The organism is Bacillus sp. z14 (2026) (assembly GCF_058313575.1).
In genome coordinates this window covers 70,427-86,730 of record NZ_JBZFQK010000001.1, presented here as the reverse complement: position 1 = coordinate 86,730, position 16,304 = coordinate 70,427, and the positions used below count along the sequence as shown (strand labels likewise).

Genomic DNA, 16,304 nt, shown 5'->3' with positions numbered 1-16,304 from the left:
GTAGTGGAAAGACCCAAAATAAAATAGCACACCAATCATGATGTACTATTTTATCCTATATTTTATATAGCCAACGCAGCTGTTATTTATTAAATTTATGACTCTTTGTCGCCATTTATAAGCTCGATTGCTTCATTTTCACTGGTCAGTGGTCTGTAGCAAACAAAATTTTCACATACATAATAGGTTTCCTGATCATTGACCTTGGAATAACCTGCCGCAAAATCAGCAACACCAGTAAATAAAGAGGAATCCTCGTTTGCCAGATAAGTTAAGTTTGGATGAAACTCCTTGTGCAAATGTGTGATAACGTTATTCTCTGAATCCGTACTTCCCAATACAACGACTTCCTTCATTTTCATTTGGGTTGTCATATACGCCATTAACATATAAGTATGGCCCATTGGATAGTGAATCACATCATCGCTGAATGCGTCAAAAACCTTCTGTACCTTATCCTCCAATGAAAACTCACCGGTTAAACGAGCCAGCCTAAGCATTTGCAAGGTTGCGACGCTATTCCCGGATGGCAACGCTCCATCATATACATCTTTTGGACGGATCAGCAATTCCTCATTATCCTCTCCATAAAAATAGAATCCACCATTTTCCCCATCCCAAAATAATTCGATCATTTGATGCGTAAGTGTTTTTGCTTTTTTGAGATAGGATAAATCAAATGTCGTTTCATAGAGTTCAATGTAAGCCCAAAGAAGATACGCATAGTCATCAATAAATCCTTCCTGCTTAACCTCACCATCTCTGTATCGGACCATGACTCTTCCATCCACGATTAAATTCTGTTCAATAAATTGGATAGCACTTTTTGCTGCAACCAGTGCTTCCTGATGATTGTAAACTCTACCAGCTTTGGCTAGAGCGGCAATCATTAATCCGTTCCAGGCAGTCAATATTTTGTCATCCTTATGCGGATGAACCCGCTCCTCGCGAACATTAAATAAGACTTTCCTTGCTTCCTCCAATTGTTTACGAACTTCTGCTGCGTCTAAATCATTATGAGCAGCAAATGAGTCAATTGGTTCACGAATTAGATTAGGAATATTTTCGCCTTCAAAGTTTCCTTCAGGGGTTATATCATAAACAGCGCAATATAATTCTGCTACGTCTTCATCAAGGTGATCAAAGATTTCAAAGTAGTCCCATATATAGAATTTCCCTTCCACACCCTCTGAATCTGCATCCTCCGCTGAGTAAAATCCGCCATCAGGATGTCGCATGTCCCGTAAAACATATTCAATGATTTGTTCAGATATCACTTGATGGCTATTTTCTCCGGTAACCTGATAGGCTTCTGTATACGCCATTAACAGCATGGCATTATCATATAGCATCTTTTCAAAATGTGGGACTAAGTATAATTCATCAGTGGAATAGCGAGAAAACCCGTATCCGATATGATCATAGATTCCACCTCTTGATAGCCCTTCTAATGTCTTTAGCACCATATTCAATGCTTCCTGATCCTTCGTCATATGGAAGTAACGCAGCAGGAACATTAAATTATGTGGTGTAGGAAATTTCGGAGCCGAGCCAAACCCGCCATACTGTTCATCAAATACCCGCTTAAATTGTTGAACGGCTGCATTGATCGCAGCCATCGTTAATTTCTCACTAGATGTCTCCTGTTTCGTTGGCATAATGGCATCTTTAATCCGCTCACCTGTCATTTCGATTTTATGTGGCTCATTGGTATACGTATCGTATAGCTGAGTAATCACATCTATTATTCCAGGACGGCCATACCGGCTATGCTTAGGAAAATAGGTTCCTGCATAAAAGGGGACCTGATCAGGAGTTAAAAACACATTAAGCGGCCAACCACCTTGTCCCGTCATCACCTGGCACACAGACATATAAATCGAATCCAAATCAGGTCGTTCTTCCCGGTCTACCTTTATGGAAATAAACCGCTCATTTATAACCGACGCCACTTCTTCATCTTCAAAGCTTTCCCTCTCCATCACATGACACCAATGGCAAGTGCTGTACCCAATACTTACAAAAACTGGTTTATTTTCTTGTTTTGCCTTCTCAAAAGCCTCTTTTCCCCATGGAAACCAGTCTACAGGGTTGTAGGCATGCTGCAAAAGGTATGGAGATTTTTCATTTATTAGTCTATTTGGACTAGCTTTTTCATTCATATAATCATTTCTCCTTTTGAAATCAGGATTTTTTCATTTACACAAAGTTTTACCTTTCACCTTCACACGTTATGGATTTAACTTATCCTTTTTATTCAATACAGATCTTTCACTAGTATAAACTTAATTCCATTATTTATTGATTTATAAGGATTTTCATTCAATAAAAAAGGCATCCTAATTGGATACCTTTTTCTTTTCCCAGTAGTCAAGAATAGCTTCTTTTAACCATTTATTATTCGTTGTTCTTTCAAGACTATAAATCCATTCTTCTATATTAATTGGTAAATCTAATTCAGCTTTAATATCTACTTTATAAATTGGCATTTCAACTCTTCTTATATTTTCGATATGGATTCCGCTGGTTATTTTATTTGTAATAATCGTGATTATATTTTTATAAATTTATATATTATTATAATTAATATGATTTATAGACGATAAAAAAGACTTCATAATGAAGTCTAAGTAATATCTATTCCTCTATATTATTCTTATAAATATACAACCAATTAAAAACCCTATTACATCACATCGCTGGAGTAATAGGGTTTCCGCCAATAGTTAAATGTTTCATTTAGAAAAAGCTGGATGTTCCCAATAATTTTGAGATATATTTGGAATATTATCAGTTAAGAAATTTTCCCAATTAATCTTATCTCTAGTTTCTTTGTTGAATGATGATTTCATAACTATAGAATTTGAACTATTTCCATACTGATCTTGCATAGGGAATAATATATTAAAATCAACTGTGTCAATTCCTTCTACACCGTCTAAATCTTCTAATACATCCTGGGTGTCTAGCCACATACCTCTTCTTATCATATTAGTGGTTAAGTTGTCATTGCCCAAAACACGTATTAATACAAATTTTCCGCTAGCATTATATGTCACTTCTTCGAGATTTTCTTCCCCAAAATGTTCCTCTACTGCTTTTCTCACAATGTTTTCTGGTTTCTTAGCCTCTTCCGCTTTCTTAGCCTCTTCTGCTTTTTTGGCCTCTTCTGCTTTTTTGGCCTCTTCTGCTTTCTTAGCCTCTTCTGCTTTCTTGGCCTCTTCTGCTTTCTTAGCCTCTTCTGCTTTCTTGGCCTCTTCTGCTTTCTTGGCCTCTTCTGCTTTTGCTTCCTCCGTAGTTTCTAGCCCAGTAGAAGTGCCTTTATCGGTTTCAGAAGTAGTTGATTCAGTCGGAGGAACTGTTACCATCATTAATACAAAAAGTACTAAAAGAGCTATACCGCCTTTTTTCAAGACTTCTTTACGAGAAGACATTTTTATTTTCGTAGGTTTGATTATTCCAACAACAACTAAGATTGTCGCGACTAAAAAAAGTAATGTTAAAAATCCAAACAATTAAAGCCAACTCCTTGATGTATATTGTATATCATATGCGTAATCCCTACGTTTGTATATTTCGCATGTAATATCGATATAACTTTAGCATAAAAAATAATGATTTGCTCTCGGGGATTTTTGGTAAAATTCGATAGTTTGCAATATGTAAGTGGAGATATAAATGGACTGTTTAAATAAGTCTGATACTCAAAAGCGAGATAGAAAATAACTCATTTGTTCTGGTTATGTAAGTTTATGTGATTTCTGAAATACACATTGACAATAATAAATATTCGACGGATTACAGTATCTTATTGGCGCATACAAGGTGAAAAATAACTCCAAACAATCACCGTAATCATACAATACCTCATTACTTGTTATTATCTTCTAAAATAACGCAGAAAACTATTTTGTCTCATTACTACTAAAGCAACTAACATTTCCTCTAACTCTATAATCTTGGTACCGGTGTCTCTTAGACGGAATAGCATCTTTTGAATGCGCAAAAAAATTAAGAAGCTCAAAGGCTCCACTCATCTCAGCCTTCAAGCTTCCCTCCCTTATCTATACAGCAAATATTTAGATCTTAGTTTCATGAAGTCTTTCAAATCCTTTTCCCATTTCTGCTTGATTTGTTTTACGGATTTACCTGCTTCGATATCATCGCGAATCCAGCCGTTGCCGATAAGCAAGTCGAAATAGGAAATTCCTTTGCTGTCCTCTGTACGGAATTCGAAATCATCCGGATACATGTCATGAATGGTCTTAACGATATGAAGACCTGCCTCAAGAGGCACGAAATCATTATAGTCTGTTATATGAACCTGAACACCATGGGATAGGATTCCACTATGCTTCGAGAATGTCGGCGTGAACGAGGCTGCTCGGAATTGAACACCTTTTAAGTTTAGCTTGTTTAGCTCCTTTGCTAGCTCTGTTCCATTTATGAATGGGGCTCCGAGCAATTCAAAAGGTTTCGTTGTTCCGCGCCCTTCGGATAAATTCGTGCCTTCAATTAATCCTGTGCCCGGGTATACATAAGCTGTGTCGAGTGTCGGCATGTTTGGGGATGGAAGGACCCATTCTAGTCCTGTATCTTCATAATTCATATGACGCTTCCAATTTTTCATTTTTACAACGGTTAAATCCGCCCCAATGCCAAATTCCTTGTTAAATAGTTTCGCGAGTTCTCCAACAGTCATCCCATGTCTGAGTGGGATTTCGTATTGCCCGATAAACGAAGCATATTCGGGTGCTTCAAGAATCGGTCCTTCCACCTTCAGTCCTCCTAGGGGATTCGGGCGATCAAGTACGATGAATGGGATTCCTTGTTCCTTTGCCGCATCCATCGCTAATGCCATTGTGTAAATATACGTATAGAAGCGTGCGCCTACATCCTGAATATCAAATACAAGTACATCAATATCTTTTAACATTTCCGGTGTTGGTTTACGGGTTTTGCCGTAAAGGCTGTATACAGGAAGACCAGTAGTTTCATCAATGTAGAAATCAACATAGCTGCCGGCCTGCGCGTCTCCTCTAACTCCATGTTCCGGGCCATATAAAGCGGTGAGATTGATATCCTCATCCTCATAGAAACGGTCAACAATGCTGTTAAGCTCTTGATCTACACCGGTCGGATTTGTGATGAGACCTACCCTTTTACCTTCCAGCAATTCTTTTTTATCACTTAGAATAACGTCGACGCCTAGTTCTAAATCCTTCTTTTTATGCTTGTCCTTTTGACCTGCTTGGGCGAAAGAAATCGTTGATAAAATCAGAATCAGTGTGAATAGGACAGCGAAACTTCTCTTCTGCATATAAAGCCTCCTTAGTTATCTAATTAGTAGGATAAACCATGGCCAAATGGATATAAAGTTTCCCCTTGCCCGTTCGGGATCGTGACAGGGAGTTTACCAGATGGATTTATTTCACCGAAAATGGCTGCTGCAGTTGCTTTAAAGCTTGCGGTACGGAAACCATATTGAGTGATATATGCATCAACCTGAGGAAAGGACATAATGTCATATGGATTACGAATCGCAACAGCTATAGAAGGCGCATTATAGTTGTCGGTAATATCATTAATTCTCTGCATTTGAGGATGGGTAGGTAACCTCATTGCTACATTTGATGTATGGCTGCCAATAATAATATAATCCGCCTGACGAAGCTGCTCCTTCTGTGCATCGGTCAGTTGATAGCTAGAAGGAAGGGTAATCTCCTCAGTGTTGGCATGCTTTTCTTTAATAGCGTTATATAATTCTTGGTTGTAGGTCATACCGATAACGACAATCTTTCCGGATTCCTGCAAGTCATTTAAAGGCAGGAGCTGATTGTTATTCTTGACGAGGGTAATAGATTTCTCTGCAGCTGTTTTCTCGATCGCCTTATGCTCTGGTGAACCAACGGTCTCAAGCGCTTTTTCGATTCTTTCTTCAAGTGGGTCTGGGGATTCTTCTTTAAAGATGCCCCTTTTGATTTTCAGTGACAGGATCCGTTTTACGGATGCATCAATTCGCTTTTCTTTAATATCGCGATTTCTTACTGCATCAAGGAGCCCATTACGAACATCCTCTAGTCCAACGGGCATAAGTACAATGTCCGTACCTGCCTTAACAGACATGATGGCCGCATCGACAGTTCCATAATGCTCGGTGATAGCACCCATGTTCATGGCGTCTGTAACGATCAATCCATCATAGTCCATTTCCTCCCTAACCAATTCTGTCAGAAAGCGGTGGGAGAGAGTTGCTGGTATAGAGACTTCCTCACGGGTCTTTTTGGAAATCACTTTCGTGTCATCTACCTTCGGAAAGGTGATATGCGCGGTCATGATGGCATCAACACCAGCATTCATCGCTTGCTGAAACGGGTATAGTTCCACTTCCTTTAATCTCTCCATCTCATATGGAACTTCTGGAAGTCCAACATGGGAATCAACTGCCGTATCGCCATGACCTGGAAAATGCTTGGCCGTTGCAATCGTGCCTGTTTCCTGCATGCCTTCAATATAAGCAGTTCCTAGTTCAGCGGTTAGTTTCGGGTCTTCACTGAAGGAACGGACACCAATGACAGGATTGTTACTATTATTGTTGACATCAAGCGATGGGGCAAAGTTTGTATTAATGCCAAGCGAACCGAGCTCCTCGCCAATGGCACGCGCAACATCTTTCGTGATTGTCCCAGACCGTGTAGCTCCTAAGGCCATATTGCCGGGCATATCAGTTCCAGATTGCAGCCTGGTCACAATTCCACCCTCTTGATCAATTGAGATGAGCATCCCATATTTCTCAGAGGCGAGCTGATACGCATCCACGAGACGAGCGGTTTGCTCAGTCGTTACAACATTTTCGCGGAATAGAATAACTCCACCCAAGTCATAATCCTTAATTTGCTGTTCTATCTCCGGCAGCATCTCTGTCACATTCTTGCCATCCCAGTTCCGGTAATCAGGCATAAGCATTTGCCCGATTTTCTCTTCTAACTTCATCTTGCTAACGGCATATTCAGCAAGCTGGTACCGTTTTTGCTTGATGGAGCGGAATGTTGCATTTCCCTTTTTATCCACTACCAAAAAGGCAGTGTCTATCTTTTTTCCCGATGTAGCAAGAATGACTGCCACTCCTGATTTCCCTGTAATCGTCAAGGTTCCATTAGAACTAATTTTCGCGATACGTTTATTTGCAACCGACCATTTTACCTTATTTGTCTTTGTAAAATGACCATCATGGTAGACGTTCACTGCCTTCATTTTGACACTGTTGCCGCTAATCGTTTTATCAACCTCATGCAGATTTTGATAGATTACAATATCTCGCACACCATCATTTGGATTTGCTGGTTTCTTAGTTTGGCTGCTGAATCCGGTCGTCAGGAATACACTCATCACAAGTATAATCAAGAACCATTTCCTATTTTTCAATATTAGCACCTCCCCATTTAATCTGTTCTACGTTCAAATCCATTGCTCTCGAAGGTCAGTCGTTCCTTCTTTCCATTTGTTTTTATGCTTGCGTCTTGTACATACCAGCCGCGCCCGTTCACGCTTTCATCAGTTTTATAGGAAAAACGAATAAATTTCGTGCCGGCAGGAATGAGGACATTCTCCTTCTCCCATCCATTGCTTTTTCCTGTGAAGCTTTGAATACTTGTAAATGCTTTTCCGTCAGTCGATGTTTCCAAATATCCATAATCACTCTCCTCTTCAATACGGAACCAGGTATCGAAACTCAAATAAGCATCTCTTTTTAAATTCACTTGAGCTGAAAGTGTGTTATCTAATTGATCTCCATAGCTCGCGAACCAAGCCATTTGTCCCTTTTTCACATTTATAGGTATGCTGTCTCCCACACCTCTAGCGAATGTTCGTCTGATAGGATTAATGGAAGGTGTATTTCGGGATGGATGTACCCGGTTTGTAAGTAAAATAGCAACAGTCTGATTAGATGGACTCATCACAAGAGCTGTACCGGTATAGCCCGTATGGCCAGCGGTGAATGTATCAGAAAGTGAATCCATGTACCAGCCCTGATTAAGCTCAAAGCCTAATCCATGGTCATTTCCTGGAAACGCAGTGTTATAGTTCTTCATAATTAAGTCAATCGTTTTCTTCTTTAGAATGCGTATCTTACCGTATTTACCATCATTTAAATATGCATGGGCGAGAATCCCTAAATCCTTGGCTGTGGAGAAGACGCCTGCATGACCAGCCACACCTTCAAGCGACCACGCATTTTCATCATGAACCTCGCCCCAGACAAGCCCTCTCCCTATCTTTGGCTGATATTCGGTTGCAGCTATACGTTTCTTTAATTTTGCCGGAGGATTATACATCGTATCCTTCATACCAAGCGGCTCTGTGATGGCTTTCTTAACAAACTCGTCCTGCCGGAGACCACTCCATTTCTCGACTAGCGCCCCAAGCGTTATCATGTTCAAATCACTGTATAAATAGGTGTTCCCAGGCTCGTTAATCAAACCATGTTGCAGTACGGACTGGATGCGGCTTTCTCGAGTGCCCTCTTGCATATAAAGAGGCATCCCAGCTGCAAAACCTGAAGTATGGGTTAAAAGTTGTCTGATTGTTATGTCTTCTTTGCCGTTTGCAGCGAATTGTGACAGATGCAACGCAACAGGGTCATCGAGTTGGAAAATTCCTTGCTCATAAAGCATCATGACCGCAGTAGTTGTAAAAAGCTTACTAATAGAAGCGATATCAAAAATTGTATCCGCTTTCATTTTAAGGGGTGTTTCAATTTCCGTGAAGGTATCATCCTGATAGAGAGCCGCAAACCCATATGCAGCTTTTTGAACAATATGACCGCTTCGTGCCACAAAGGTGACCGCCCCTGGAATTAAGCCGCTTTCGATGTATTGGCCGATTGTCACATCTATGTCATCAAGTGCAGACTGCTTCATACCTGCCATTCTGGCATTTGAAGGTAGGAGTATCGGTAGCATTCGACCAGGTTCGTCCCAATATGATGCATTGTCTAAATGTCCCTTAGCACTTGTCATCATTAGACCATCGGATGTGTTAAATGCAGACACAGCAATCATCGTGCTGAATGCAATTGAGGTGATTTTTTTCATATCATTCCTCCTCTTTTTTATCACAAAGCGAGTGATCAAAACGAAAGAAAGGTTGATGAAGGCTACGGAGATGGATCTTTGGGGGATTTATCTAGATAGATTCCTCTCACTCGAGAATACATCCATCTTTCTTATTTTTCTATCCGGCATAAGTACTTACTTCCATTATTAACCTTAGGTCTATCTTAATGTAACAACAATTATTTCATGAAAAAATGACAAGTTTCTGCATATTCACCTCATTCTTATTGCTTAGTTTACCTATATGGATATATTCATAACTAAGAGATCATTAGTTTCATTTACTTATATCTAATTTCTCAGCTAACTATTTTTATAAAAAAATAGATTTCTATATAAAAAAAGAAACTGCCAGTGAGCAGTTTCTTTCATCACAATGTAAAAAACATGTAAAATTTTATTGAATCTGACTGGTCGAAACCATAAATCAGCAATATTTTCTAATTAAATCTCCCAATGTACGGTCTAGCGTGCCAATGTCCGACTTATCAAAAGTGAATTTAACAAACGATTCATCCATGTTTAATGATTCAGCTAAGAAGCTTGAGAAACCTCTTGCTCTTCGATCGATTTGAAGCAACACTCTTGCTTCGTTTTCCGTCAGCTGGAATACAGCTTCTAGTTCATCCAGCTTTCTCGCAAATTCACCGGATGTAGCTTTAAATTCAAATTCCTGAACAAACGGTAAGCCGTTTCTGAAATACGAAGGAGTCTTTTCACAATCTACCTGACGTAAGCGGAATCCCAATCTTCCTGCAGCATCAATGAATTCTCTTACAAGCTGATGTGGCTTTATTTCCAAAAAGTCTTTATCTTGAGGGTCGATTGCCATTTTAATTTCCAAGCCGGTTTGAATCCAAACACGTGTACTTCCTTTTGTAACAGGGGCTTCATAAGGAATATTCAACTGAAAGGGCACCACTTTATCTTCATTTGAAGCGATTGTGAAGCGTTCAGTCAATAAGATTTTGTCCAAGGCAACAGAACGTCTAACCTTTTTATCATCAACTTCCACTACATAGTCAGTCATTAATGTTAAATAGATGTTATCAATATCCTGCTCGTTTTTTCCTCCCTTGATAAAAACCTCACCTTCGATTGTCTCACCGACAATATAACTTTTTTTCGCAAGCCTCGTATCAACTTTGGCAGCACCAATACCTATGGATGACAGCAGTTTATCAAACATGATAATCCCTCATTTCCTTTTTATAAGTCTATTTTACTATACTTATCCGTAAAAATAACTAGTACAGAACAATTATAGATATTCAATGTAAAATATAATTAACTTATTGGGCAAAATCCCACTAGAGTTGATAGATAGACTGTATGAATACTATTGAAAGAGTTTATGCTAAGACTGTTATTTAGTTGGCCGGTGTTGATTCTAATATTTTTCAAATATCTTCTTTATTACACAATGGATCACCAACAGATTAATCTCTTTAATATTCTAGAAAAAATTCCTCTTTTAATACAAATGGCAATTTACAAAATGGGCGCTCTCTACTTCTATTCTTTTAGGCAAATGGTGTTTACAAATGTCCATCACTTTAGGACAGCGCGTATGAAATGGACATCCAAGCGGTGGATTTAATGGTGATGGAGGCTCGCCAAGAACTTCTATTCGTTCACTTTTAGTTTTCGGATCTACTGAAGGTACTGCAGAAAGCAGTGTCTGGGTATAAGGGTGTAACGGGTTATTATAAATATCATCAGTTACAGCTTCTTCTATTAAACTACCAAAATACATAACACCAACCCTGTCTGAGATGTGGCGAACTACACTTAAATCATGTGCGATAAAAATATATGTAAGCTGTAATTGCTTCTGTAATTCAATTAATAAATTTATAATTTGTGCTTGAACCGAAACATCCAATGCGGAAACAGGCTCATCACAGATGATTAACTCTGGTTCACAGATTAGTGCCCGAGCAATCCCTATGCGTTGTAATTGACCGCCAGAAAACTCGTGAGGGAATTTATATAAGCTTTCCGGTCCCATTCCTACGCTTTTCAGTACTTTAATGACCTTTTCTATTCGTTCTGATTTTGCGCCAACATTATGAATTGCAAGTGGCTCTTCTAAACTTTTTCCTATCCGTTTTCAAGGATGAATATGGATCCTGAAATATCATCTGTAACATTTTACGATATTTTCGCATGTTCCTTTGGGATAGGCTTGATAAATTTATCCCCTTGAATACAACATCACCATTTGTTGGCCTTATTAAATTTAGGATGGTTCGGCCAGCTGTACTTTTACCACAACCTGATTCACCTACCAGACCATATGTTTCACCTCGTTCAATACATAGGGTGATATTATTGACTGCTTTTACAATCACTTTTTTTCCTAAGCTTTCATCTTTAAAATACTTCTCCAAATTATTCACTGTCAATAGAATATCTTTTGTATTATCATTCTGTTGCATATAATTCCCCCTCCTTTGCAAACAAACATCGGACACGATGATTTTCACTCAATACTTCAAATGGAGGATTCTTCTTTGTACACTCAGGGGTTACAATTGGACAACGAGGGGCAAATGAACAGCCGGCAGGTTTTTCAAATAAAGAAGGCACCATCCCTGGTATAATATGCAATAACTCTTTACGATTACCTTTTAAATCAGGAATTGATTTTAGTAACCCTATTGTATATGGATGCTTTGGATTAGAAAACAATGTTATGGCATCTGCCTCTTCTACTACTTGACCCATATACATAACAATCACTCTATCACAAATTTCCGCAACTACTCCTAAATCATGAGTAATCATTAAAATTGCCATATCTAATTCCTTGTTTAATTTCATTATTAGTTTAATGATTTGAGATTGAATCGTAACATCTAATGCTGTAGTAGGCTCATCTGCGATTAACAATTTAGGTTTACATGCCAGCGCGATAGCTATCATTATTCGCTGTCGCATACCTCCAGAAAATTTATGGGGATAGTCGTGTATCCGCTTTTCTGGTGAGGGGATACCGGTAAGTCGTAACAAATCAACTACTTTATTAGTGAGTTCAGACTTCGGAATATTTCGATGTAATACTAGTGCTTCCTTTATTTGATCACCTACCTTCATCAAAGGATTTAATGAGCTTATAGGATCCTGAAATATCATAGATATATCATTACCCCGTATGTCTTGCATTTTTCTCTCGTTAACTTCAAGTAAGTTTTCACCTTCTAATTCCACTTTACCTTCATAATTCACCAATCTGTCTTCATCAAATAATCTCATAATTGATTGTGCAGTCACACTTTTACCACAACCGGACTCACCTACTAAACCTACTACCTCACCCTTCTTTATCTGAAAATCTACACCCTTAACAGCAGAAACATTTCCTCTTTCTGTTTTAAAACTTGTCTTTAATCCAGTAACATTTAATAAGACATTTGATGACATAATTCCCCTCCTTTGTTAAATTACTTTTTCATTTTTGGATCTAATAAATCCCGTACTCCATCTCCCATTAAATTCAGAGAAACGACGCTTAGTACCACAAATATTCCTGGAAATACGACCATCCACCATGCACTGAATATCACCAGTTTTCCATCATACAAGATATTGCCTAAGCTTGGATTGGGAGCTGGTACACCTACTCCCAAAAAACTTAATGCAGCCTCCAAAATAATAACTTCCGCAAAAATATAGGTTGCCTGTACTATAAGGGGAGATAAAGCATTAGGAAGTATATGTCCAAAAATAATACGTAAATCACTAGCACCTAATGACATCATCGCCTCAATATATGTTTGTTCGCGGATAACTATGGCCGCAGAACGGATAATTCGAGCAATATAGGGTGTGAAAACAATGGTCAAACAAATAACAACATTTTTAATATCTGGACCTAATATCGCCATAACAGCAATCGCTAATAAGATAGATGGAAAAGCCATAATTCCATCACATATCCTCATTAAAAGATTGTCTAAGAATTTGTAATAACTTGCATATAGTCCAACGAACAGACCAAAAAGAGTAGATAATATAGTAACAGAAAGCCCTATAATAAGAGAAATTCGTAAACCGTACAGTATTCTACTAAATAAGTCTCGTCCTAAATTATCCGTACCGAAGTAGTGATCGCCATTTGGTCCTACAAGCCGATTCATGGCATTTACTTCGATAGGTGTATACCTTACAATCAAGGGCGCAAGAATTACAATTACCGTAATCAACAGTAAAATTGATACTCCAGTGACAGCAGCCCTTGTTTTAAAGAAGCGGGTTAACTTTATTCTATTGCGCTTTTTCAGTTCTGCCTTTTGAACTTCTTTAATACTACTTATAACGTTTTCTTGCATTCGATATCACCCTTTCTTTTACGAACGCTTGGAGGACAATCTAACGCGAGGATCTATAATACTGTACAAGACATCAATAAATAAATTGATAAATACATAGCAAACAGTTATGAATAATACAATCCCCTGGATAACAGAATAATCTCTTCGTGTTACCGAATTGACTATAAGTTGACCTATCCCTGGTATGTTAAAAATTGTTTCCACTACAGCAGCCCCAGCTACTAAGGAGGCAAAAGATTGGCCAATGACTGTTAAAATAGGAATAAATGCGTTTCTTAAAGCATGATAATAGATAATCCTTTGCTCTTTCGCCCCCTTGGCCTTAGCTGTACGTATAAAATTTTGGCCTAAAATTTCAAGCATGGATGAGCGTGTCATTCTTGTTATTAGCGCTGCCTGAAGTAATCCCAATGATACGGCCGGTAAAGTCAAATATTTAATATGCTCGATAATACCTTGATCCAATGGTTTGTACCCAGCGACTGGAAGCCATTTTAGAAGCACACCGAAAATCATAACCAAGAACAATCCAGATAAAAAACTGGGTAATGAGATGCCAAATAACGAAGCTGATGTTAAAATTTGATCAATTATTGTTCCTTTTTTTCGGGCTGCCAATATTCCAAGTGGAATAGCAATAACAAGAGCTAAAATTTGTGCATAAATAGCTAAAGATAATGTTGCTCCGAGATATTGAAAAAGAATTTCAGACACAGGTTGGTTACTAAAATATGATGTTCCTAAATCTCCCTTGAAAATTCCAGTAATCCAAACGAAATACTGTGTAACAATGGACTTATTTAATCCCATCTCTTCCCTAAGATTCTCTATTTGCTCACCAGAAGCCTCTTGACCTAAAATTGTACGGGCAGGATCTCCTGGAATAAGGTGTATTAATGTAAAAACAATAATTGATACGATTATCAACACAGGAATGATAGAGAAGACCCTTTTCATTAGATATATCTGCATATTATTCACCTCGATATAAACCTTGCTGATATTCTACCAGCAAGGCTATCAAATTTTATTCAGTGACTTTAACATTCCAAAAAATAGGTCCTTGGAAGAATTCTAAATTACTCACTTTTTTTGAACGGCCAGTTAATGTATAAATATCCCCAAGACTCGTTATAGGTAAAGATTCCCACATATATCCTTGGAGCTCATCCCACGCAGCTTTAGCATCTTCTCTTGTCGTTTCATTATCAATCTTAACCATTAATTTTGAAATTTTTTTATCATCTGTCCACCCTGAGTACGTCGGACTTAAATATAAGTAACTCGTGGGTGTGGTTACGGGGCTATATGACATCACGTATAAATCAAATTTATCAGGGTCATTCTCAATCTCTAATTGAGTAGCCCAATCGTATACATCTATACGTACTTTTACTCCTATGCGTTCAAGCTGATCTTTAATTACGATTGTTGCGTTATAGAATTGCGGATATTCTTTATTAGTAACCATAACTAACTCTTCACCGTTGTATCCTGCTTCCTTGAGAAGTTGCTTTGCTATCTTTTCATTTTTTTGATTATAATGTTCACTCCCGCTTTCTGAAAACCAAGCTTCTTGTTCTTCAAACATATAACTTGAACCCATACGATAGAACTTTTCATTTGTCCCTGCACCCATCATAATTTCATCTATATCCAATGTGGCATTTATAGCTTGGCGCATCTTTTGGTTTGCCATTAAACCTGTTTTTTTATTGTATACAATCGTTAAATCTCCAAGCAGCTCTGATTCTGATGCTAAATCAGAGTTATTTTCAATCATATCGAAGTCATCATAGGAAAGGGAACGAGCAATATGATACTCACCAGTCTGCAAGCCAGCCAACCGAGTAGAAGCATCTGTGACAATATAGAAATAAAGATTGTTGATAAACAATTCCTTCGTACCAGCCAAACCTTGAGATGGAATATCTATAGATTGATAGTCTTTAAATTTTTTTAGATGAATGTATTGCTCAGATTTCCATTCAATAAAACTAAATGGCCCTGTTCCAATAGTTTCAGTAACACCATTAGCGGCAGCATTATTAATTACTTCTTCAGGCATGATTGATGCTAACTGTTTGGCTCCAGCAATCATAGATTGAAATTCTAAAACACCTTTAGATAACTGAATTTCTACTTTATAATCGTCAACCTTTTTAAAACGTGCATCACCAACTACTGATTGAATTGTACCGAAGTTATCTATCCAGCGATTCATGGAAGCAACTACATCATCAGCAGTTAACTCCTTACCGTTATGAAATTTAACACCTTTTCGCAAAATAAAAGTAAATTTTTTATTATCCCCCGATTGTTCCACTTTTTCTGCCAACTCCGGTACTACTTCATATTTGTCATTTAAAACAACCAGCTGCTCGTATATATTTCGCGAGATATCTCGGGTAATTCCCGCTGTTGTTATATGAGGATCTAATGTATTCGGCTGCGCGTTGATTGCAACCTTTAATTCTGTTGCTTGTTTTTTTACATTTGAATCAGTAGCTGATTCTCCGCCTGATGAACAACCACTTAGGACAAAAGCTAAAATTAATATCATAAATAATAAATTTTTCTTCATAATAAAATCTCTCCCTTATCTGAAAATTCAGAAAATATAAAGCGTTTTTTTTCATAAAACTCGAATCATAATGCTATTTTAAGATGACTGAATTAAATTTAGACCGTGTCTAAGCGTTTAAATGGTCTTCCCATCTTTTTAGAATGGCCCTTCTTGACCACTAAAATTTCATTTTCAGCCAGCCTTTCTTTTTGAAGACTTCAACTGGAGTATTCAAAGAAAATTTACACCTCTCTTCTCTAGAGCGGATTTTGAACAAAGGTAGAT

At 38.0% G+C, this 16,304-nt stretch carries 11 protein-coding genes and 1 pseudogene; all 12 read right to left on the bottom strand.

The window, feature by feature from the left end:
• Nucleotides 1-95 precede the first annotated feature (95 nt).
• Entirely contained in the window at nt 96-2,162 is a 2,067-nt protein-coding gene (locus tag AC4G3O_RS00415) for a thioredoxin domain-containing protein (protein ID WP_491135632.1), read from the bottom strand.
• A 177-nt stretch (nt 2,163-2,339) separates the two neighbouring features.
• Complete coding sequence (locus AC4G3O_RS00410; protein ID WP_181161999.1) at nt 2,340-2,489, bottom strand: hypothetical protein; 150 nt, start codon at nt 2,487-2,489, stop codon at nt 2,340-2,342.
• 246 nt (nt 2,490-2,735) lie between these two features.
• Nucleotides 2,736-3,515, bottom strand: a complete 780-nt coding sequence (locus AC4G3O_RS00405) for a hypothetical protein (RefSeq protein WP_491089523.1) — start codon at nt 3,513-3,515, stop codon at nt 2,736-2,738.
• A gap of 545 nt (nt 3,516-4,060) precedes the next feature.
• Nucleotides 4,061-5,320, bottom strand: coding sequence for an exo-beta-N-acetylmuramidase NamZ family protein (locus AC4G3O_RS00400; protein WP_140461451.1), 1,260 nt, complete (start codon nt 5,318-5,320; stop codon nt 4,061-4,063).
• 23 nt (nt 5,321-5,343) lie between these two features.
• Nucleotides 5,344-7,428, bottom strand: a complete 2,085-nt coding sequence (locus AC4G3O_RS00395; RefSeq protein ID WP_375138410.1) for a glycoside hydrolase family 3 protein — start codon at nt 7,426-7,428, stop codon at nt 5,344-5,346.
• Between the two features lie 14 nt (nt 7,429-7,442).
• Entirely contained in the window at nt 7,443-9,095 is a 1,653-nt protein-coding gene (locus AC4G3O_RS00390) for a serine hydrolase domain-containing protein (protein WP_140461450.1), read from the bottom strand.
• Nucleotides 9,096-9,543: 448 nt separating this feature from the next.
• On the bottom strand, nt 9,544-10,305 hold the full coding sequence (locus AC4G3O_RS00385; protein WP_491135631.1) for a sporulation protein: 762 nt from the start codon (nt 10,303-10,305) through the stop codon (nt 9,544-9,546).
• 285 nt (nt 10,306-10,590) lie between these two features.
• Nucleotides 10,591-11,557 (bottom strand): annotated as a pseudogene (locus tag AC4G3O_RS00380) (ABC transporter ATP-binding protein).
• Nucleotides 11,544-12,542 carry an ABC transporter ATP-binding protein gene (locus tag AC4G3O_RS00375; protein WP_140461447.1) on the bottom strand — a complete coding sequence of 333 codons (999 nt, stop codon included), beginning with the start codon at nt 12,540-12,542 and terminating at the stop codon, nt 11,544-11,546. The pseudogene AC4G3O_RS00380 and the gene AC4G3O_RS00375 overlap by 14 nt, the downstream one beginning before the upstream one ends.
• A 20-nt stretch (nt 12,543-12,562) precedes the next feature.
• Nucleotides 12,563-13,450: an ABC transporter permease gene (locus AC4G3O_RS00370; protein ID WP_140461446.1), complete on the bottom strand. Its 888-nt coding sequence runs from the start codon at nt 13,448-13,450 to the stop codon at nt 12,563-12,565.
• A gap of 18 nt (nt 13,451-13,468) precedes the next feature.
• A complete protein-coding gene (locus AC4G3O_RS00365) occupies nt 13,469-14,425 on the bottom strand; it encodes an ABC transporter permease (RefSeq protein ID WP_140461445.1) in 957 nt (318 codons plus the stop codon).
• Between the two features lie 55 nt (nt 14,426-14,480).
• Nucleotides 14,481-16,037: an ABC transporter substrate-binding protein gene (locus AC4G3O_RS00360; RefSeq protein ID WP_491089519.1), complete on the bottom strand. Its 1,557-nt coding sequence runs from the start codon at nt 16,035-16,037 to the stop codon at nt 14,481-14,483.
• Between the last annotated feature and the right edge of the window lie 267 nt (nt 16,038-16,304).